The organism is Streptomyces sp. NPDC059355 (assembly GCF_042752335.1).
Classification (GTDB): domain Bacteria; phylum Actinomycetota; class Actinomycetes; order Streptomycetales; family Streptomycetaceae; genus Streptomyces.
Genome location: NZ_JBHYXN010000017.1, coordinates 104463 through 122366 on the forward strand (window position 1 = coordinate 104463; position 17904 = coordinate 122366).

16 protein-coding genes, 4 tRNA genes and 1 pseudogene are annotated in these 17904 nt (G+C 71.2%); 16 read left to right on the top strand and 5 right to left on the bottom strand.

The genetic code is table 11. The features are described from left to right. The first annotated feature begins 72 nt into the window (after nt 1–72). From ACFXGI_RS18360 to ACFXGI_RS18380, 5 genes are all read left to right on the top strand, one after another. Entirely contained in the window at nt 73–801 is a 729-nt protein-coding gene (locus ACFXGI_RS18360; RefSeq protein WP_384707324.1) for an HAD family hydrolase, read from the top strand. 85 nt (nt 802–886) lie between these two features. Continuing rightward, nucleotides 887–958 (top strand) — tRNA-Gln (locus tag ACFXGI_RS18365). 27 nt (nt 959–985) lie between these two features. After that, a tRNA-Glu gene (locus ACFXGI_RS18370) sits at nt 986–1058 on the top strand. A gap of 21 nt (nt 1059–1079) precedes the next feature. Beyond that, a tRNA-Gln gene (locus tag ACFXGI_RS18375) sits at nt 1080–1151 on the top strand. Between the two features lie 15 nt (nt 1152–1166). Next, a tRNA-Glu gene (locus tag ACFXGI_RS18380) sits at nt 1167–1239 on the top strand. A gap of 182 nt (nt 1240–1421) precedes the next feature. Here ACFXGI_RS18380 and ndgR read toward each other — a convergent pair. Next, entirely contained in the window at nt 1422–2138 is a 717-nt protein-coding gene (gene ndgR / locus ACFXGI_RS18385; RefSeq protein ID WP_073911130.1) for an IclR family transcriptional regulator NdgR, read from the bottom strand. A 119-nt stretch (nt 2139–2257) separates the two neighbouring features. On the opposite strand from ndgR, the gene leuC reads away from it, so the two are divergent. The 4 genes from leuC (at nt 2258) to ACFXGI_RS18405 (ending at nt 5457) form a co-directional block, all read left to right on the top strand. Beyond that, complete coding sequence (gene leuC / locus ACFXGI_RS18390; protein ID WP_384707327.1) at nt 2258–3682, top strand: 3-isopropylmalate dehydratase large subunit; 1425 nt, start codon at nt 2258–2260, stop codon at nt 3680–3682. Nucleotides 3683–3685: 3 nt separating this feature from the next. Beyond that, nucleotides 3686–4279, top strand: a complete 594-nt coding sequence (gene leuD, locus ACFXGI_RS18395; protein ID WP_384707330.1) for a 3-isopropylmalate dehydratase small subunit — start codon at nt 3686–3688, stop codon at nt 4277–4279. Between the two features lie 137 nt (nt 4280–4416). Beyond that, nucleotides 4417–4644: a hypothetical protein gene (locus ACFXGI_RS18400; protein ID WP_008739877.1), complete on the top strand. Its 228-nt coding sequence runs from the start codon at nt 4417–4419 to the stop codon at nt 4642–4644. Nucleotides 4645–4788: 144 nt separating this feature from the next. Further along, nucleotides 4789–5457, top strand: a complete 669-nt coding sequence (locus ACFXGI_RS18405) for an HU family DNA-binding protein (protein WP_384707334.1) — start codon at nt 4789–4791, stop codon at nt 5455–5457. Nucleotides 5458–5730: 273 nt separating this feature from the next. Here the strand turns inward: ACFXGI_RS18405 and cofC are convergent. Further along, nucleotides 5731–6411 (bottom strand): annotated as a pseudogene (cofC, locus tag ACFXGI_RS18410) (2-phospho-L-lactate guanylyltransferase); the annotation flags it as partial. A gap of 164 nt (nt 6412–6575) precedes the next feature. Here cofC and ACFXGI_RS18415 point away from each other — a divergent pair. The 3 genes from ACFXGI_RS18415 to ACFXGI_RS18425 are packed head-to-tail and all read left to right on the top strand — an operon-like array spanning nt 6576 to nt 9532. Beyond that, nucleotides 6576–7328 (top strand): lysophospholipid acyltransferase family protein, encoded by a 753-nt coding sequence (locus ACFXGI_RS18415; protein ID WP_384707337.1) that lies wholly within the window; start codon nt 6576–6578, stop codon nt 7326–7328. Further along, on the top strand, nt 7325–8335 hold the full coding sequence (locus tag ACFXGI_RS18420; protein WP_384707340.1) for an NAD(P)H-dependent glycerol-3-phosphate dehydrogenase: 1011 nt from the start codon (nt 7325–7327) through the stop codon (nt 8333–8335). The genes ACFXGI_RS18415 and ACFXGI_RS18420 overlap by 4 nt, the downstream gene beginning before the upstream one ends. Nucleotides 8336–8374: 39 nt before the next feature. Further along, nucleotides 8375–9532 carry a D-alanine--D-alanine ligase family protein gene (locus tag ACFXGI_RS18425; RefSeq protein WP_384707343.1) on the top strand — a complete coding sequence of 386 codons (1158 nt, stop codon included), beginning with the start codon at nt 8375–8377 and terminating at the stop codon, nt 9530–9532. A gap of 84 nt (nt 9533–9616) precedes the next feature. On the opposite strand, the gene ACFXGI_RS18430 is transcribed toward ACFXGI_RS18425, so the two are convergent. Further along, entirely contained in the window at nt 9617–10117 is a 501-nt protein-coding gene (locus ACFXGI_RS18430; protein WP_384707346.1) for a DUF3515 domain-containing protein, read from the bottom strand. A gap of 23 nt (nt 10118–10140) precedes the next feature. Next, a complete protein-coding gene (locus ACFXGI_RS18435; RefSeq protein WP_384707349.1) occupies nt 10141–10374 on the bottom strand; it encodes an Lrp/AsnC family transcriptional regulator in 234 nt (77 codons plus the stop codon). A gap of 244 nt (nt 10375–10618) precedes the next feature. Between ACFXGI_RS18435 and ACFXGI_RS18440 the strand changes: the two genes are divergently transcribed. Further along, a complete protein-coding gene (locus ACFXGI_RS18440; protein ID WP_384707352.1) occupies nt 10619–11602 on the top strand; it encodes a thiamine-phosphate kinase in 984 nt (327 codons plus the stop codon). After that, nucleotides 11599–12402: a bifunctional hydroxymethylpyrimidine kinase/phosphomethylpyrimidine kinase gene (gene thiD, locus ACFXGI_RS18445; RefSeq protein WP_384707355.1), complete on the top strand. Its 804-nt coding sequence runs from the start codon at nt 11599–11601 to the stop codon at nt 12400–12402. The genes ACFXGI_RS18440 and thiD overlap by 4 nt, the downstream gene beginning before the upstream one ends. A 151-nt stretch (nt 12403–12553) precedes the next feature. Here the strand turns inward: thiD and rpmB are convergent, their stop codons facing one another. Continuing rightward, nucleotides 12554–12739: a 50S ribosomal protein L28 gene (rpmB, locus tag ACFXGI_RS18450; RefSeq protein WP_030298506.1), complete on the bottom strand. Its 186-nt coding sequence runs from the start codon at nt 12737–12739 to the stop codon at nt 12554–12556. 249 nt (nt 12740–12988) lie between these two features. On the opposite strand from rpmB, the gene ACFXGI_RS18455 reads away from it, so the two are divergent. Next, complete coding sequence (locus ACFXGI_RS18455) at nt 12989–14659, top strand: DAK2 domain-containing protein (RefSeq protein WP_384707358.1); 1671 nt, start codon at nt 12989–12991, stop codon at nt 14657–14659. 16 nt (nt 14660–14675) lie between these two features. After that, nucleotides 14676–17897 (top strand): helicase-related protein, encoded by a 3222-nt coding sequence (locus ACFXGI_RS18460; protein WP_384707361.1) that lies wholly within the window; start codon nt 14676–14678, stop codon nt 17895–17897. The last annotated feature ends 7 nt before the right edge of the window (nt 17898–17904 follow it).

Genomic DNA, 17904 nt, shown 5'->3' on the forward strand with positions numbered 1-17904 from the left:
CGCCCGCTGCCGGAGCCGCGGACTTGGGCAAACCCTTCAGACGGCGCCCGCGGATGTCGTAGCGTCGGAGGCATGCCGATCCGCGCCGTGCTGTGGGACATCGACGACACCCTGTTCGACTACACCGGGGCGGACAGCGCCGGCCTCGCGCGCCGGCTCGCCGAGGAGGGCATCGCACAGCGCTACGGATCCCCCGCGCAGGCGCTTGCGCTGTGGCGGGAGATCACGACCCGCCACTGGGACCGCTTCGCCGCCGGGGAGGTGGGCTTCCAGGAGCAGCGCCGGGACCGCGTACGGGACTTCCTCCGCGAGCCCGGGATGAGCTCCGCCGAGGCCGACGGCTGGTTCGACCGGTACGTCGAGCACTACAAGGCCGCCTGGACGCTGTTCCCCGACGTCGTGCCCGTACTGGACGCCCTCGCGGGCGGCTACCGGCACGGGGTGCTCTCCAACTCCTCCACGGCCAACCAGGACCCGAAGCTTCGCCATCTCGGCCTGCGCGAGCGCTTCGAGGTGCTCCTCTGCGCCGCGGAACTGGGTGTCAGCAAGCCCGAGGCCCAGGCCTTCCTCGCCGCCTGCGAGGCGCTCGGACTGCCGCCGGGCGAGGTCGCGTACGTGGGGGACCAGCCGGAGATCGATGCGCGCGGGGCCCGCGACGCCGGGCTGACCGCGGTCTGGCTCGACCGGGACGGCGCGCGCGGGCCGGGCCCCGGCGGCGTGCACCGGATCGACGGTCTCGTCCGGCTCCCGGAGCTGCTGGCCTCGGATACCCGTTTTGGAGCACGGTCAGGCATCCGGTAATGTTCTTTCTGCGCCGCCGGAGCGGGCCGAAAGGCCGGACGGAGGCGCCACTCGAAAGAAAAGCCCCTCAGGGGTTGACTTTCGGTGGGGTATAGTGTAATTGGCAACACGAGGGTTTCTGGTTCCCTTATTCTAGGTTCGAGTCCTGGTACCCCAGCGCAGTGCAGTAGTAACGCAGTGCTTTGCCCCCGTTGTGTAGCGGCCTAGCACGCCGCCCTCTCAAGGCGGTAGCGCCGGTTCGAATCCGGTCGGGGGTACTGGTCTGGTATAGACCACATTGGGCTATGGTGTAATTGGCAACACGAAGGTTTCTGGTTCCTTTGTTCTAGGTTCGAGTCCTGGTAGCCCAGCGCAGTACAGAGCAAGCCCCCGTTGTGTAGCGGCCTAGCACGCCGCCCTCTCAAGGCGGTAGCGCCGGTTCGAATCCGGTCGGGGGTACGCACGGAAGAGGCCCTCCGCGTTCATCGCGGAGGGCCTCTTCGCTGTTCCCGCACCCCCTCCGGCGTCGGCGCCGGGCCCCCGTACAAGTGCGGGCCCGGAGGCGCGTGTTCGGACGTGTGCGGCGTCGTACGCGCCCCCGGACCCGGGGGATGGGGGAGGGGCCTGCGGCCGGGAGGGCGTCAGCCGGAGCGGCGCAGGGCCTCCGACAGGCGGGCGGCCGCGTCGATGACGGCCTGGGCGTGCATCCGGCCCGGGTGGCGGGTCAGGCGCTCGATCGGCCCGGAGACCGACACGGAGGCCACCACGCGGTTCGACGGCCCGCGCACCGGCGCGGAGACGGACGCCACGCCGGGCTCCCGCTCGCCGATCGACTGCGCCCAGCCGCGGCGCCGTACACCCGACAGGGCCGTGGCCGTGAAGCGCGCGCCCTGCAGCCCGCGGTGAAGCCGCTCGGGCTCCTCCCAGGCCATCAGGATCTGCGCGGCCGAGCCCGCCTTCATCGGGAGCGTCGAGCCCACCGGGACGGTGTCCCGCAGACCCGACAGCCGCTCGGCGGCCGCCACGCAGATGCGCATGTCTCCCTGACGGCGGTAGAGCTGCGCGCTCTCGCCCGTCACGTCACGTAGGTGGGTGAGTACCGGTCCCGCCGTGGCCAGCAGGCGGTCCTCGCCGGCCGCGGCGGCGAGCTCCGCCAGCCGCGGTCCGAGGATGAACCGGCCCTGCATGTCCCTCGCCACCATCCGGTGGTGTTCCAGTGCCACGGCCAGGCGATGTGCCGTGGGTCGTGCGAGCCCTGTCGCCGCGACCAGCCCGGCGAGGGTGGCCGGACCGGACTCCAGTGCGCTCAGTACCAGAGCTGCCTTGTCGAGAACGCCGACGCCGCTAGAGTTGTCCATGAAACGATATTCGCGTCTCACACTGTGAAACGCAAGTTCAATTTTTCCAAGAACCAGCGAGTCTGTATGTACGGGTCCACGAACCACTGGATCCGGGACGGTGAGCCGGAGGGAAAGCGATGGGTAGGACACTCGCGGAGAAGGTCTGGGACGACCACGTCGTCCGGCGCGCCGAGGGCGAGCCCGACCTCCTCTTCATTGATCTGCACCTGCTGCACGAGGTGACCAGCCCCCAGGCCTTCGAGGGCCTGCGCCAGGCCGGCCGCAAGGTCCGGCGGCTGGACCTCACCATCGCCACCGAGGACCACAACACCCCCACCATCGACATCGACAAGCCGATCGCGGACCCGGTCTCCCGGGCCCAGCTGGAGACGCTGCGGGCGAACTGCGCCGAGTTCGGCGTGCGCCTGCACTCCCTGGGCGATGTCGAGCAGGGCGTCGTCCACGTGGTGGGACCGCAGCTGGGCCTGACCCAGCCGGGCACCACCGTGGTCTGCGGCGACTCGCACACCTCCACGCACGGCGCCTTCGGCGCTCTGGCCTTCGGCATCGGCACCAGCCAGGTCGAGCACGTGCTGGCCACGCAGACGCTGCCGCTGGCCCGCCCGAAGACGATGGCGATCACCGTCACCGGCGCGCTGGCCGACGGCGTCACCGCCAAGGACCTGATCCTGGCGATCATCGCGAAGATCGGCACCGGCGGCGGGCAGGGCTACATCCTGGAATACCGCGGCGAGGCCATCGAGCAGCTCTCGATGGAAGCGCGCATGACCATCTGCAACATGTCGATCGAGGCCGGCGCCCGCGCGGGCATGATCGCCCCCGACCGGACCACCTTCGACTACCTGGAGGGCCGCGACCACGCCCCCGAGGGCGCGGACTGGGACGCGGCGGTCGCGTACTGGCAGACCCTGCGCACCGACGAGGACGCGGTCTTCGACGCCGAGGTCGTCATCGACGGCACCACGCTGTCGCCGTTCGTCACCTGGGGCACCAACCCGGGCCAGGGCGCGCCCCTGTCGGCCAACGTCCCCGACCCTGCTTCGTACGAGGACGCTTCGGAGCGCCACGCCGCCGAAAAGGCCCTGGAGTACATGGGGTTGACGGCCGGGCAGCCGCTGCGCGAGATCAAGGTCGACACCGTCTTCGTAGGTTCGTGCACCAACGGCCGCATCGAGGACCTGCGTGCCGTCGCCTCCATCGTCGAGGGCCGCAAAGTCGCCGACGGCGTACGGATGCTGGTCGTCCCGGGCTCCGTCCGGGTCGCCCTGCAGGCCGTGGAGGAGGGCCTGGACAAGGTCTTCAAGGAGGCCGGCGCCGAATGGCGGCACGCGGGCTGCTCGATGTGCCTGGGCATGAACCCCGACCAACTGGCCCCCGGCGAGCGCTCCGCGTCCACCTCCAACCGCAACTTCGAGGGCCGGCAGGGCAAGGGCGGGCGGACCCACCTGGTCTCCCCGCAGGTGGCCGCCGCCACCGCGGTGCTGGGCCATCTGGCCTCGCCCGCCGACCTGTCCGACGCCACCGCGACCGCCGGAGTCTGAACCATGGAAGCCTTCACCACCCACACCGGCCGGGCCGTCCCGCTGCGCCGCTCCAACGTCGACACGGACCAGATCATCCCGGCCCACTGGCTGAAGAAGATCACCCGCGACGGGTTCGAGGACGGGCTCTTCGAGGCCTGGCGCAAGGACCCCGAGTTCGTCACGAACCGCCCCGAGCGCCAGGGCGCGACCGTGCTGATCGCCGGTCCCGACTTCGGCACCGGCTCCTCCCGCGAGCACGCCGTCTGGGCCCTGCAGAACTTCGGGTTCAAGACGGTCATCTCCTCCCGCTTCGCCGACATCTTCCGCGGCAACTCGCTGAAGAACGGTCTGCTGACGGTGGTCCTGCCGCAGGAGGCCGTCGACCGGCTGTGGGAGCTGACCGAGGCCGACCCGACCGCCGAGGTGACGGTCGACCTGGTCGCCCGCCAGGTCCGCGCGGCGGGAATCGAGGCGGAGTTCGAACTTGACGACAACGCCCGCTGGCGCCTGCTGGAGGGTCTGGACGACATCTCGCTCACCCTTCAGAACGAAGCGGACATCGACACGTACGAAAGCGCCCGACCGAGCTTCAAGCCGCGCACGATTAGGGTCTGATTCCGGCCTGATCAGCGCTTATTCACCTCCGGGTGATCACATCGACAACACTGTGCCCCCCGCCCTCCGGCGGGGGGCACAGCCGTGTGTTGAGGCCCCGTGAGGCGACAACTCGCCCCAGATGGCACAATCTGTGCATGGAACGCGACAGTCAACTTGAGCTCTACGAACTCGTCGCGGACCGGCTGAAAGAAGCACACACAAGGGTGCGCACACTGCAAGTCCCGGAGGGCGTAAGGATGGCGCTGTCCCGGAAGCTGTTGGTCGTCACGGCCGCGGCGAAGCACGATCTCGCCGATGCGGCAAGGCGCCTGGACAGGTTGATGAAGGACCTCGACGAGGGTCGATTCCCTGAAGGCGACTGATGCGAAGGAACTCCGTAACGACCTACACCGTTGCGGCACTAGGGTGATTAGCCCGTTTCGTGTTTGATTTGCGGTATATATCCGCCTAACGTGCGAAATAAGCTTGAACACATTCGTTCTGGCGAAGTCTCCGAAGGGGAAGACGTGAACAAGGCGCAGCTCGTAGAAGCGATTGCCGACAAGCTGGGCGGCCGCCAGCAGGCCGCGGACGCTGTCGACGCGGTACTGGACGCGATGGTCCGCGCCGTGGTCGCGGGCGACCGGGTCTCGGTCACGGGCTTCGGCTCGTTCGAGAAGGTCGACCGCCCGGCCCGCTACGCCCGCAACCCGCAGACGGGTGAGCGCGTCCGGGTCAAGAAGACCTCTGTTCCCCGCTTCCGCGCGGGCCAGGGCTTCAAGGACCTGGTCGCGGGCACCAAGAAGCTGCCCAAGGGCGGCGAGGTGTCGGTGAAGAAGGCGCCCAAGGGCAGCCTTTCCGGCGGCGCTTCCGCGACGGTCAAGAAGGCCGTGGCCAGGAAGGCCACCACCGCCAAGAAGGCGGCGGCGAAGACCGCGGTAGCCAAGAAGACCACCGCGAAGAAGGTCGTGGCGAAGAAGGTGGTCGCCAAGACCGCCGTGAAGAAGACCACGGCGACGGCGAAGAAGGCCACCGCCACGGCCAAGAAGGCCGCGGCGACGGCGAAGAAGACCACCACCACCGCCAAGAAGACGGCTCCGGCGGCCAAGAAGGCCACCGCGAAGACCACGGCGCCCGCCAAGAAGACGACGGCGCGCAAGACCACCGCGAAGAAGACCACGGCCCGTAAGAAGTAAGGCCACGAGTCACACACGCCGGGCCGGCTTCCCCCTCCTGGGGAAGCCGGCCCGCGGTGCTGTTCGTGCAGGTCAGAAGGTCTGCAGGGTGACCAGCGTGATCCGCAGGGCCGGCCCCTCGCCGTCCGTCTCGATCCGGACCCGCTGGCCGGGCCGCAGCAGCCTCAGGCCGCCCGCGTCGAAGGCCGGGGCCTCGAAGGGCACCGGGGTGCCGTCGTCCAGCAGCACACTGCCGCTGCGGGTCTGGGAGTCGTACGTGTACGCGGTCGCCTGCATACGGGCACTGTATCGGGCCGTGTGACGGCCCACACCGAGGACGAGGGCCGTCCGCAGATCCGCTCCCGTGTCCACGTCCCGGCGTACGCTCTCGACGCCCGTGAGGGCTATTTCCGCGGCTCCCGAGGCCGAATGCCGAGCCCGTGACGGGCCCCCGAACGAGGGTGCCAATTCCACGTCCGGCGCAGCGGAAAGCAGGGTCGTGCCGATTCCCGCGGCGTCCGCCAGAAATGCCCGCGGAAATACGGATGCGGCTTCGAGCACGCGTAGCAATTCCGGCGGCCGCAGCGCGGGCAGATCCGCGTTCATAGCGGCCACCGCCGCCCCGGGCCGGGCCCGGCGTATCTCGCGCGCCCCGTGGGCCAGCGCCGCGTTCAGCCCGGCGGCCGGGATGTCCGGCACGATCCGCGCCCCCAGCCGCGCCAGTTCCTTTCCGGCCTCGGCGTCGTCCGTGACGACCACCACATCCGCGACCGCTGCGCAGGCCAGCGCCCCCGCCACGGTGTCCTGCGCGAACGCCAGCGCGAGACCGGCGCGGGACGCGCCCACGGCCGCCGCCAGACGGCTCTTGGCCACCGCCAGGGGCTTCAGCGGGACCACCAGACTCCAGACCGCGTTCGTGGCGGCCCCCTTCCCTCCGGTGCGCGTCCGTCCATGCGTCGACCACGGCCGGGTCATGGCCCGGTCATGCGTCGGCCCATTGTCGCCTCCGCCCGGTCGACCCGGAGGTCCGGTGCTCCGGGCGGGGCGTACGGTGTTCTCGACAGAGACCGGACCTGAGGCCACACTTGTCCGCCCAGGGGTGCCCAAGCCGCGCACCGGTCCTAGAGGAAGGTGTCCGAGTGTCCCGCCGCAGAATCGGCTTCTGGTACCGCCTGGCGGCGGTCATCGCAAAACCGCCGCTGGTGGTGCTCTTCAAGCGGGACTGGCGGGGAATGGATCACATTCCGGCCGACGGCGGGTTTATCACGGCCGTCAATCACAACTCGTATCTGGACCCGCTCTCCTACGCGCACTTCCAGTACAACACCGGCCGGGTGCCCCGATTGCTCGCGAAGGCGGCCCTCTTCAAGGTCCCCATTGTCGGCGCGATCCTGCGCGGCTCCGGCCAGATCCCCGTCTACCGCGAGACCACCAACGCCCTGGACGCATTCCGGGCCGCCGTGGACGCGATCGAGCGCGGCGAATGCGTGGCCTTTTATCCGGAAGGCACCCTCACCCGCGATCCGGACATGTGGCCGATGGCCGGCAAGACCGGCGCGGCGCGGGTGGCGCTGATGACCAAGGCGCCCGTCATCCCGGTGGCCCAGTGGGGCGCGAACCTCGCCATGCCGCCGTACGCCAGGGAGAACAAGGTCCGGCTGTTCCCGCGCAAGACCCTCCAGGTGCTGGCCGGACCCCCCGTGGACCTCTCCGAGTTCCACGACCGGGAGCCCACCCCGGACGTGCTCAAGGAGGTCACCGAGACCATCATGGCGGCCATCACGGAGCTGCTGGAGGAGCTGCGCGGCGAGAAGGCGCCCGAGCAGCTGTACGACCATCGCAAGGCCAGGCTGGAACAGCGGCGCAAGGCCGCGGGGGAGGACCAGAAGTGACACGTCCCGTGAAGGCAGCCGTCTTCGGAACCGGCTCCTGGGGCACGGCCTTCGGCATGGTGCTCGCCGACGCAGGCTGCGAGGTGACCCTGTGGGGCCGCCGCAGCGAGGTCGTCGACGCCATCAACACCGGCCGGACCAACCCGGACTACTTCCCGGACGTCGAACTCCCCGCGAACATGCGCGCCACCACCGACCCGGCCGAGGCCGCGGCCGGCGCCGACTTCGCGGTCCTCGCCATCCCCTCCCAGACCCTGCGCGGCAACCTCGCCGAATGGGCCCCGCTCCTGCCCGCCGACGCCGTGCTCGTCTCCCTCATGAAGGGCATCGAACTCGGCAGCGCCAAGCGCATGAGCGAGGTCATCGAGGAGGTGGCCAAGGTCCCCGCCGAGCGCGTCGCCGTCGTCACCGGCCCCAACCTGGCCCGTGAGATCGCCGCCCGGCAGCCGGCCGCCGCCGTCGTCGCCTGTTCCGACGAGGCCGTCGCGCAGCGCCTCCAGGCCGCCTGCCACACCCCGTACTTCCGCCCGTACACGAGCACCGACGTCATCGGCTGCGAGCTGGGCGGCGCCGTCAAGAACGTCATCGGCCTCGCCGTCGGCATCGCGGACGGGATGGGCCTGGGCGACAACACCAAGGGCTCCCTCATCACCCGCGGTCTGGCCGAAGCGACCCGGCTGGGCCTGGCGATGGGCGCCGACCCGCTCACCTTCTCCGGCCTGGCGGGCCTCGGCGACCTCGTCGCCACCTGCTCCTCGCCGCTCTCCCGCAACCACACCTTCGGCACCAACCTCGGCCGCGGAATGACGCTGGAGGAGACCATCGCGGTCACCAAGCAGACCGCCGAGGGCGTCAAGTCCTGCGAGTCGGTGGCCGATCTGGCCCGCCGCCACGGGGTGGACATGCCGATCACCGACACCGTCGTCGACATCGTCCACCACGGCAAGCCGCCGCTGGTCGCGCTGAAGGAACTCATGGGGCGCAGCGCCAAACCGGAACGCCGCTGACTCCTTTCCGGACGCATGACCGGGTATCGTCGTGGCGATATGAGCAGCGAGAACCTCCCCCAGACCCCTGAGCAGCAGGGCCGCAAGCCCCGCGTGGCCGTCGTGTTCGGCGGCCGCAGCTCGGAACACGCCATCTCGGTCGTCACCGCGGGCGCCGTGCTGCGCTCCATCGACCGGTCCAAGTACGAGGTGCTGCCCATCGGCATCACCACGGACGGCCGGTGGGCGCTGACCGCCGACGAGCCCGCGCGGATGGCCATCGCCGACCGCAAGCTCCCGAGCGTCGAGGAGCTCGCGGACTCCGAGGACGGCGCCGTCGTGCTCTCCGTCGACCCGGCCAACCGCGAGGTCGTCTACACCGAGCCGGGCGCCGTCCCCAAGGCGCTGGGCGAGGTCGACGTCGTCTTCCCGATGCTGCACGGCCCGTACGGCGAGGACGGCACCCTGCAGGGCCTCCTGGAGCTCTCCGGCATCCCGTACGTCGGCTCGGGCGTCCTCGCCTCGGCCGTCGGCCAGGACAAGGAGTACATGAAGCGGGTCTTCACCTCCTTCGGCCTCCCCGTCGGCCCGTACGTGACCATCCGGCCCCGCGAGTGGGACGCCGACCGGGACGCCGCGACGGCGCGGATCCTGGACTTCGCCGTCGAGCACGGCTGGCCGCTCTTCATCAAGCCCGCCCGGGCCGGCTCCTCCATCGGCATCACCAAGGTCGACGACGCGTCCGGCCTGGACGCGGCGGTCCGCGAGGCCCAGCGCCACGACCCGAAGATCATCGTGGAGGCGCTGCTGCGCGGCCGCGAGATCGAGTGCGGGGTGCTGGAGTTCGAGGACGGGCCGCGCGCGAGCGTGCCCGCCGAGATCCCTCCGGTCTCCAGCCACGACTTCTACGACTTCGAGGCGAAGTACATCGACTCCGCCTCCGGGCTGGTGCCCGCTCCGCTCACCCCGGAGCAGACCGCCGAGGTGCAGCGGCTCGCGATCGAGGCGTTCGACGCCGCGTCCTGCGAGGGCCTGGTGCGCGCCGACTTCTTCCTCACGGAGGACGGCACGTTCGTCATCAACGAGATCAACACGATGCCGGGCTTCACCCCGATCTCCATGTACCCGCGGATGTGGCAGGAGTCGGGCGTCGAGTACCCGGAGCTGGTGGACCGCCTGATCCAGGCGGCCCTGAGCCGCTCCACCGGCTTGCGCTAGCAACAGCCGAAGGCGCCGTACATGCCGACCGCCCGCCGGGATTCCCGGCGGGCGGTCGGTGTGCAAAGGGGTGTCCGGCCCTCGTCAGTACGAGGAGATGCCCTCGGGGACGGTCCTGGCCACCACGGTGGACAGCCCGACCAGCATCCCCGCATCCGTGGCATGCTCCTTGTCGACCCGGACCTCGGTGTACGCGAGCCGCATCCCGGTGATGAACCGGAAGCCCCCGCCGGCGCTGTCGGGGACCTTCAGCGCCAGCCACCGGACGCCGTTCACCTCGACGCCCTCCTGCTTCACATCCGCCATCTCGGGGGGTTTGGGGATACCGCACCGCAGTACGATCGCCGAGCCGCCCCACGCGGCGGTCAGATCCGACTCCGGCGCTGCCTCGCCCCGCGCCAGGCCGGCCACCGTCTCCGGGAGTTCCTTGTGCAGTGCTGCACAGAACCCCGCGACGTCGGCGGGCGGCGTGGGCGGCGGGTCCACCCGGGCTCCGGAATCACCCGGGGCACAGCCCGCGAGGGCCAGTACCGCGGCCAGTACGGGCAGGGCGGGCAGACGCAGGGGCCGGCGGTGGAAGGTCATCACCGGCCAAGAGTAGACGGGGGCTACAGATGGACCACCGGGCAGGTCAGAGTGCGGGTGATGCCCTCCACCTGCTGCACCTTGGCGACGACCATGCGGCCGAGGTCGTCGACGGTGTCCGCCTGGGCGCGCACGATCACGTCGTACGGGCCCGTCACGTCCTCGGCCTGGATCACCCCCGGGATCTGGCTGATGGACTCGGCGACGAACGACGCCTTGCCCACCTCGGTCTGGATAAGGATGTACGCCTGTACCACGGAACCTCCAGGGCGGCCACGAGGATCGATTCCCCTAACCTTCGGGTGGGCCCAGGGATTCGGGTGGGCCCGGGGAAGAAGGGACGCCACGGTACCGCGTTGCCGAGCACCACGGGGAGACCCGGGGGCCCGGCGCCACGCACGGCGGGGCGTACGGAGAGCAGAAGTTGACGTATCTGTTGACGGTACCCAGAGCTGTGACGGCTCGCGACCGCAAGCGGACTGGGCAAGAAGGGGCACAGCGATGAAGGGCACTGTGGGCGAGCTGGGGGAGTTCGGGCTCATTCGGGAGCTCACCTCACGGCTCACCACCACCCCGGCGGTCCGGCTCGGACCGGGCGACGACGCCGCGGTCGTGTCGGCCCCCGACCGGCGGGTCGTGGCGAGCACCGACATCCTGCTCGAGGGCAGGCACTTCCGGCGCGACTGGTCCACGGCGTACGACGTCGGCCGCAAGGCCGCCGCGCAGAACCTCGCCGACATCGCGGCCATGGGCGCGGTGCCGACGGCGCTGCTGCTCGGCCTCGTCGTCCCGGCCGAGCTGCCGGTCACCTGGCCCACCGAGCTGATGGACGGCATCCGCGACGAGTGCCAGGTCGCCGGTGCGGCCGTGGTCGGCGGCGATGTCGTCCGCGGGGACACCATCACCGTGGCCATCACCGCCCTCGGCGACCTGCGCAACCACGAGCCCGTGCTGCGCTCCGGCGCCCAGCCCGGCGACGTCGTGGCCGTCACGGGCTGGCTGGGCTGGTCCGCGGCCGGGTTCGCCGTGCTCTCGCGCGGGTTCCGCTCCCCGCGGGCCTTCGTCGAGGCGCACCGGCGCCCCGAACCCCCGTACCACGCGGGCCCCGCGGCCGCCGGGCTCGGCGCCACGGCGATGACCGACGTCAGCGACGGCCTGATCGCCGACCTCGGGCACATCGCGGAGGCCAGCAAGGTACGGATCGACCTGCGCTCGGGAGCCGTCGACATCCCGACGCAGATGCACGACATCGGGCAGGCTGTCGGGGTCGACCCCTTGCAGTGGGTGCTCACCGGAGGGGAAGATCACGCCATCGTGGCGACCTTCCCGCCCGATGTGAAACTGCCGGCCCGGTGGAAGGTCATCGGGGAGGTGCTGAACCGGTCCGCGCTGCCCCAGGTGACCGTGGACGGCGCCCCCTGGACGAGCACCGGCGGCTGGGACCACTTCGGCTCCGACCCGTCCATCGAGGAGACCTCCAGATGACCGACGCGCCACCGCTGTGCCTGACCGTCGCCGGATCCGATTCCGGCGGTGGCGCCGGGATCCAGGCCGACCTCAAGACGATGCTGGCACTCGGCGTGCACGGGATGAGCGTGGTGACGGCCGTGACCGCGCAGAACTCCCTCGGGGTGCAGGGAGTCTGGGAACTGCCCGCCGAAGCCGTGAAGGCCCAGTACCGGGCCGTCGTGGACGACATGGGCGTCCACGCCGTCAAGACCGGCATGCTGGCCTCCACCGCGCTGGTGGAGACGGTGGCCGAGCTGCTGGCCGCCACCTCCGCCCCCGCCGTCGTGGATCCGGTCGGGGTGTCCAAGCACGGGGACGCGCTGCTCGCCGCCTCGGCGCTGGACGCCGTACGCAAGGAGCTGCTGCCGCGGGCCACCGTGGCCACCCCGAACCTGGACGAGGTGACCCAGCTCACGGGCGTCATCGTGGAGAGCGAGGACGACATGCGGCGGGCCGCCGACGCCGTGCTCGCTTACGGGCCCCAGTGGGCGCTCGTCAAGGGCGGGCACCTGGCCGCCCACGGGGGCCAGGCCGCCGACCTGCTCACCGACGGGGACACGCAGCTGTGGCTGCGGGCGCCGCGCCACGGCAACCGGCACACCCACGGCACCGGCTGCACCCTCGCCAGCGCGATCGCCGCAGGGCTCGCCAAGGGACAGGACGTCCCGCAGGCCGTCATGGAGGCCAAGGAGTACGTGAGCGGTGCCATCGCGGCCGGCTTCGCGCTCGGCGGCGGCATCGGCCCGGTGGACCACGCCTGGGAGTGGCACCACTGACGGCGCCGGAACGGCAGAAGAACACCGCGTCACATGACGCGGTGGTCTTCCCCTGCCCGGTCGGTCGAGGCAAGTGCAAGGCAAAAGGCCGGCCCACGAGGTGGACCGGCCTTCTTGGCAACCGGAAAGGGCTGCGCTACGACGGTTGGCGTCAGCGCGAGACCTTGCCGGCCTTGATGCACGAGGTGCAGACGTTGAGGCGCTTCGGCGTCCCACTGACCATGGCACGAACGCGCTGGATGTTCGGGTTCCAGCGACGCGAGGTGCGGCGGTGCGAGTGGGAGATGTTGTTGCCGAAGCTCGGCCCCTTGGCGCAAACGTCGCAGTTGGCAGCCACAGGTCACTCCAAAGACTTCAGATGCACTTACAGTGAAATCCGGCGCACCGGATCAGAAGTCTGAGAAGTCTGAGTGGTTTGCCGGGGGAATTGGCCCGACTCTCATCGGGCAACCGGAGCAGCATACAACGACTGCGTCCGTCCAAGAAAACTACCATGGCCGCCGCCGATCCCGCCCGTGGCCCCTGACACCCCGCAGTCCTTGGTTACCCTGCGGTGAACCCTGGCCCGCACGAGGAGGAACGCCCGGTGCAGCACGAGCCGCAGCCGCAGCCCGCCGACGAGCTCGACGCCGAAGCGGTGCGCACCTGGAGCTCGCTGGCCGTGGCCGCGCTGGGCCGGGCCCGCGAGGACATCGACGCGATCAACGTCTACCCCGTCGCGGACGCGGACACCGGGACCAACCTCTACCTGACCGCCGAGTCGGCGGACCGCGCCCTGGCCGAGGCGCTCGGAACACCACCCGCAGGTGTGAGCGAGACCACAGCGGACGCCACCCTGGCGGAGGCCGTACGGGCCTACGCGCACGGCGCCCTCATAGGCGCCCGCGGGAACTCCGGGACGATCCTCGCGCAGCTGCTGCGCGGAGTGGCCGACGTGCTCGGCGACGAGCCCGGGGGCCGTGGGCCCGGCCGGCTGCTGGCCGAGGCCCTGACCCGGGCCGCCGAGGAGGCCTACCGGGCCGTCGCGCACCCGGTGGAGGGCACGATGCTCACCGTCGCCGCCGCCGCGGCGGCACGGGCCGCAGAGGCGGCCGGGGCGGCCGCCGGGACCGCCGCCGACGTGGCCCTGGCCGCCTACGACGGCGCCCGCGCGGCCCTCGCGGACACCCCGGGACAGCTGGCCGAGCTGGGCCGGGCCGGAGTGGTCGACGCCGGGGGCTGCGGGCTGGTCGCCGTACTCGGGGCGCTGTCGCAGGCGCTGTCGGGCCGCCCGCCCGCCGCCGAGGCCGTACGCGGCCGGGCCGTCCCCGTACCGCGGCCGCCGCAGCCCTGCGACGCCGAGGAGCAGGGCGGGCCCGCGTACGAGGTGATCTACCTGCTGGAGGCCGCCGAGCCCGCCGTGGCCGAACTGCGCGGGCGCCTCGACGGACTCGGGGACTCCCTGGTGGTGGTCGGCGGCGACGGACTGTGGAACGTGCACGTCCACGTCGACGACCCCGGCGCCGCCGTGGAGGCCGGCGTGGTCGCCGGGCGGCCCTACCGGATCCGCATCACCCACTTCGGCGACGAGCGGCGCCGGGCGCGCGGTGAGCGCGTCCAGCGGGCCGTGGTCGCCGTGGTCCCGGGCGAGGGGCTGGCCGGGCTGTGCGGGGAGGCGGGCGCGACCACCGTGCTCGCCCGCCCCGGCGAGGTCCCGGACGCCGCCGCGCTCGTCGACGCCATCCGGCGCGCGCACGCCCGCGAAGTGGTGCTGCTGCCCGGCGGCGCCGACCAGCGGGCCGTCGCCTCCGCCGCGGCCGAACAGGCCCGCGCCGACGGCGTACGGGTGGCCGTGATCCCCACCCGGTCCGCGGTCCAGGGCCTGGCCGCCCTCGCCGTCCACGACCCGGAGGGCAGCTTCGACGAGGACGTCGTCGCCATGACCGCGACCGCCGGAGCCACCCGCTACGGGGAACTCGCCGTCGCCGAACGGCAGTCCTTCACCTCCGCCGGCATCTGCCAGGCCGGGGACGTGCTCGGACTCATCGACGGCGACGTCGCCGTCATCGGCTCCGGCCTCGACGAGACCGCCCAGGCCGTCCTGGAGCGGATGCTGGGCTCCGGCGGCGAACTCGTCACCCTGGTCCTGGGGCCGGAGGTGCCGGACGCCCTCGCCGAACGCCTGGAGGCGTACGTACAGCACGGACACCTGGCGGTGGACACGGTCACCTACCGCGGCGGGCGGTACTCGGCGCCCCTCCTCATCGGGGTCGAATAGCCGACTTGTCAGCGTCATGGTGTGCAATGAAGGCGTGCCCGCGCTCGACGAAGACCTCAAGAAGACGCTCGGCCCCGCCACCGCCAAGGTGCTGGCCGAGCAGCTCGGCCTGCACACGGCCCTGGACCTGCTGCACCACTACCCGCGGCGGTACGCCGAGCGCGGCGAGCTGACCTCGCTGGCCGAGCTCGCCGACCAGATCGACGAGCACGTGACGGTCGTCGCCCAGGTCGCCGACGCCCGGATCCTGACCTTCAACGGGGGCCGCGGCAAACGCCTGGAGGTGACCATCACCGATGGCAGCGGCTGCCTCCAGCTGGTCTTCTTCGGGGCGGGCGTCCACAAGCCGCACAAGGACCTGCTGCCGGGCACCCGCGCCATGTTCGCGGGCAAGGTCGGCCTGTTCAACCGCAAGCTCCAGCTCTCCCACCCCGCGTACGAGCCGCTCGGCGCGGACGCCTCGGACCGGGACGCCGCGACCGCCTTCGCCAACCAGCTCATCCCGATCTACCCGGCCTGCGCCAAGCTGGAGTCCTGGAAGATCGCCAAGTGCGTGGACGCCGTACTGCCCAGCGCCGGGGAGGCCGTGGACCCGCTGCCGGACGCCCTGCGCGAGGGCCGCGGGCTGGTCCCGCTCACCGAGGCCCTGCTGAAGGTCCACCGGCCGGGCACCAAGGCCGACATCGAGGACGCCCGCCAGCGGCTGAAGTGGGACGAGGCCTTCGTCCTCCAAGTCGCCCTGGCCCGCCGCCGGCACGCCGACTCCCAGCTCCCCGCCGTCCCGCGCCGCCCGGCACCGGGCGGCCTGCTCGACGCCTTCGACGCCAAGCTCCCCTTCACCCTCACCGACGGCCAGCAGACGGTCTCCCGCGAGATCTTCGACGACCTGGCCACGGAACACCCCATGCACCGCCTCCTCCAGGGCGAGGTCGGCTCGGGCAAGGCCCAGCCCCTCGACTCCCTGGTCCTGACACCCACGGGTTTCCGACCCATGGGGGACATCAAGGTCGGGGACGAGGTGGTGGTGCCCTCCGGGGAGATCGCACTCGTGGGCGGTGTCTTCCCGCAAGGAGAACGCGAAGTGTGGCGGGTGGTGCTCTCGGACGGGAGCGCTGTCGAGTGCGATGACGAACACCTGTGGATCGTCGGCACGAGCTGTGGATGGCACCGTGGCCAAGAGCCCGAGGTAATGACCACGAGGGAGATCCGGTCGGACCTGTACAAGGCCGATGGATCTTCCAAGTGGTACCTGCCGGTGGCTGTTCCTGTGGACCTCGGGAACGGTGGCCGTCAACCACTGGATCCCTACCTGGTCGGCGTACTCATCGGTGACGGCTCCTTCCGGCACAACCTGAGCCTCTCCACCACGGACGACGGGATTCTGGCCGCGGTCGAGGCGGCGCTCGCCCCGGACCGCGCGATGGCCGGTGTGCCCGGATCCGCCTGCGACGACACGATCCGGATGAGCGGGCCGAGGGGAGGTGGCCGACGGAATCCCGTTGTCCAGGCGGTTCGCGATCTGGGGCTGTGGGGTACCACCTCACATGCCGAGTTCGTCCCGGACATCTACAAGAACGCACCGGTCAAGGACCGCTTGGCGGTCCTTCAAGGACTCATGGACACGGACGGCACGCTTCACGCGGACGGAATGGATGTTTCCTTCTGCTCTGCCTCCGCGCGGCTGGCGCAGGACGTGGCCTGGCTTGTGCGTTCTCTCGGTGGACGTGCTCGCGTGCTGCCCGAGAAATCGGCTTTCAACGTGTCCGTCGCGCTGCCCGAAGAGTTCGAGCCCTTCCGGCTGCCGCGCAAGGCGGCACGCATGCGGCAGAGGCCGAAGTACAACACCTTCCGGCGCGGTATCCGGACCGTTGAGCACGTTGGGCCCAAGCCGGTCCAGTGCATCAGCGTCGAGCATCCGAGCCGCGCCTATGTGACCGACAACTTCACCGTGACGCACAACACGATGGTGGCGCTGCGGGCCATGCTCGCCGTCGTCGACTGCGGCGGGCAGGCCGCCATGCTCGCGCCCACCGAGGTGCTCGCCCAGCAGCACCACCGGTCCATCACCGAGATAATGGGCGAGCTCGCCGAGGGCGGGATGCTCGGCGGCTCCGACCAGGGGACGAAGGTCGTGCTGCTCACCGGGTCCATGGGGATGCCCGCGCGCCGCCAGGCCCTGCTCGACCTGGTCACCGGCGAGGCCGGCATCGTCATCGGCACGCACGCGCTCATCGAGGACAAGGTGCAGTTCCACGACCTGGGCCTGGTCGTCGTCGACGAACAGCACCGCTTCGGCGTCGAGCAGCGCGACGCGCTGCGGTCCAAGGGGAAGCAGCCCCCGCACCTGCTGGTGATGACCGCGACCCCGATCCCGCGCACCGTCGCGATGACCGTCTTCGGGGACCTGGAGACCTCCGTCCTCGACCAGCTGCCCGCCGGCCGCTCCCCGATCGCCACCCACGTCGTCCCGGCCAAGGACAAGCCGCACTTCCTGGCCCGGGCCTGGGAGCGGGTGCGCGAGGAGGCCGAGAACGGGCACCAGGCGTACGTGGTGTGCCCGCGCATCGGCGACGGCGAGGACGACCCCAGGAAGAAGGGCTCCGCCGAGGACGACGCGGAGAAGCGGCCCCCGCTGGCCGTCCTGGAGATCGCCGAGCAGCTCAGGCGCGGGCCGCTCGCCGGGCTGTCGGTGGAGGTGCTGCACGGGCGGATGGACCCGGCGGACAAGGACGACGTCATGCGCCGCTTCGCGGCCGGCGAGGTCAAGGTGCTGGTCGCCACCACCGTCATCGAGGTCGGGGTGAACGTCCCGAACTCCACGGTCATGGTGATCATGGACGCGGACCGCTTCGGCGTCTCCCAGCTCCACCAGCTGCGCGGCCGCGTCGGCCGCGGTTCCGCGCCCGGCCTGTGCCTGCTGGTCAGCGAGATGCACGAGGCGAGCCCCGCCCGGGCCCGGCTCGCCGCGGTCGCCGCCACCCTCGACGGCTTCGAGCTCTCCCGCATCGACCTGGAACAGCGCCGGGAGGGCGACGTCCTCGGCCAGGCCCAGTCGGGCGTGCGCTCCTCGCTGCGCATGCTCGCGGTCATCGAGGACGAGGAGGTCATCGCCCAGGCCCGGGAGGAGGCCACCCGCGTGGTCGCCGACGACCCCGAGCTGCAGGGGCTGCCGGGTCTGCGGAGCGCGCTGGAGGCCCTGCTGGACACCGAGCGGGAGCAGTACCTGGAGAAGGGCTGAGCCGTGG

Coding starts and splice junctions, on each gene's coding strand:
- ACFXGI_RS18360 (WP_384707324.1), top strand. CDS start 73: ATGCCGATCCGCGCCGTGCTGTGGGACATCGACGACACCCTGTTCGAC.
- ndgR (WP_073911130.1), bottom strand. CDS start 2,138: ATGGACAACTCTAGCGGCGTCGGCGTTCTCGACAAGGCAGCTCTGGTA.
- leuC (WP_384707327.1), top strand. CDS start 2,258: ATGGGTAGGACACTCGCGGAGAAGGTCTGGGACGACCACGTCGTCCGG.
- leuD (WP_384707330.1), top strand. CDS start 3,686: ATGGAAGCCTTCACCACCCACACCGGCCGGGCCGTCCCGCTGCGCCGC.
- ACFXGI_RS18400 (WP_008739877.1), top strand. CDS start 4,417: ATGGAACGCGACAGTCAACTTGAGCTCTACGAACTCGTCGCGGACCGG.
- ACFXGI_RS18425 (WP_384707343.1), top strand. CDS start 8,375: ATGAGCAGCGAGAACCTCCCCCAGACCCCTGAGCAGCAGGGCCGCAAG.
- ACFXGI_RS18430 (WP_384707346.1), bottom strand. CDS start 10,117: ATGACCTTCCACCGCCGGCCCCTGCGTCTGCCCGCCCTGCCCGTACTG.
- ACFXGI_RS18440 (WP_384707352.1), top strand. CDS start 10,619: ATGAAGGGCACTGTGGGCGAGCTGGGGGAGTTCGGGCTCATTCGGGAG.
- thiD (WP_384707355.1), top strand. CDS start 11,599: ATGACCGACGCGCCACCGCTGTGCCTGACCGTCGCCGGATCCGATTCC.
- ACFXGI_RS18460 (WP_384707361.1), top strand. CDS start 14,676: ATGGTGTGCAATGAAGGCGTGCCCGCGCTCGACGAAGACCTCAAGAAG.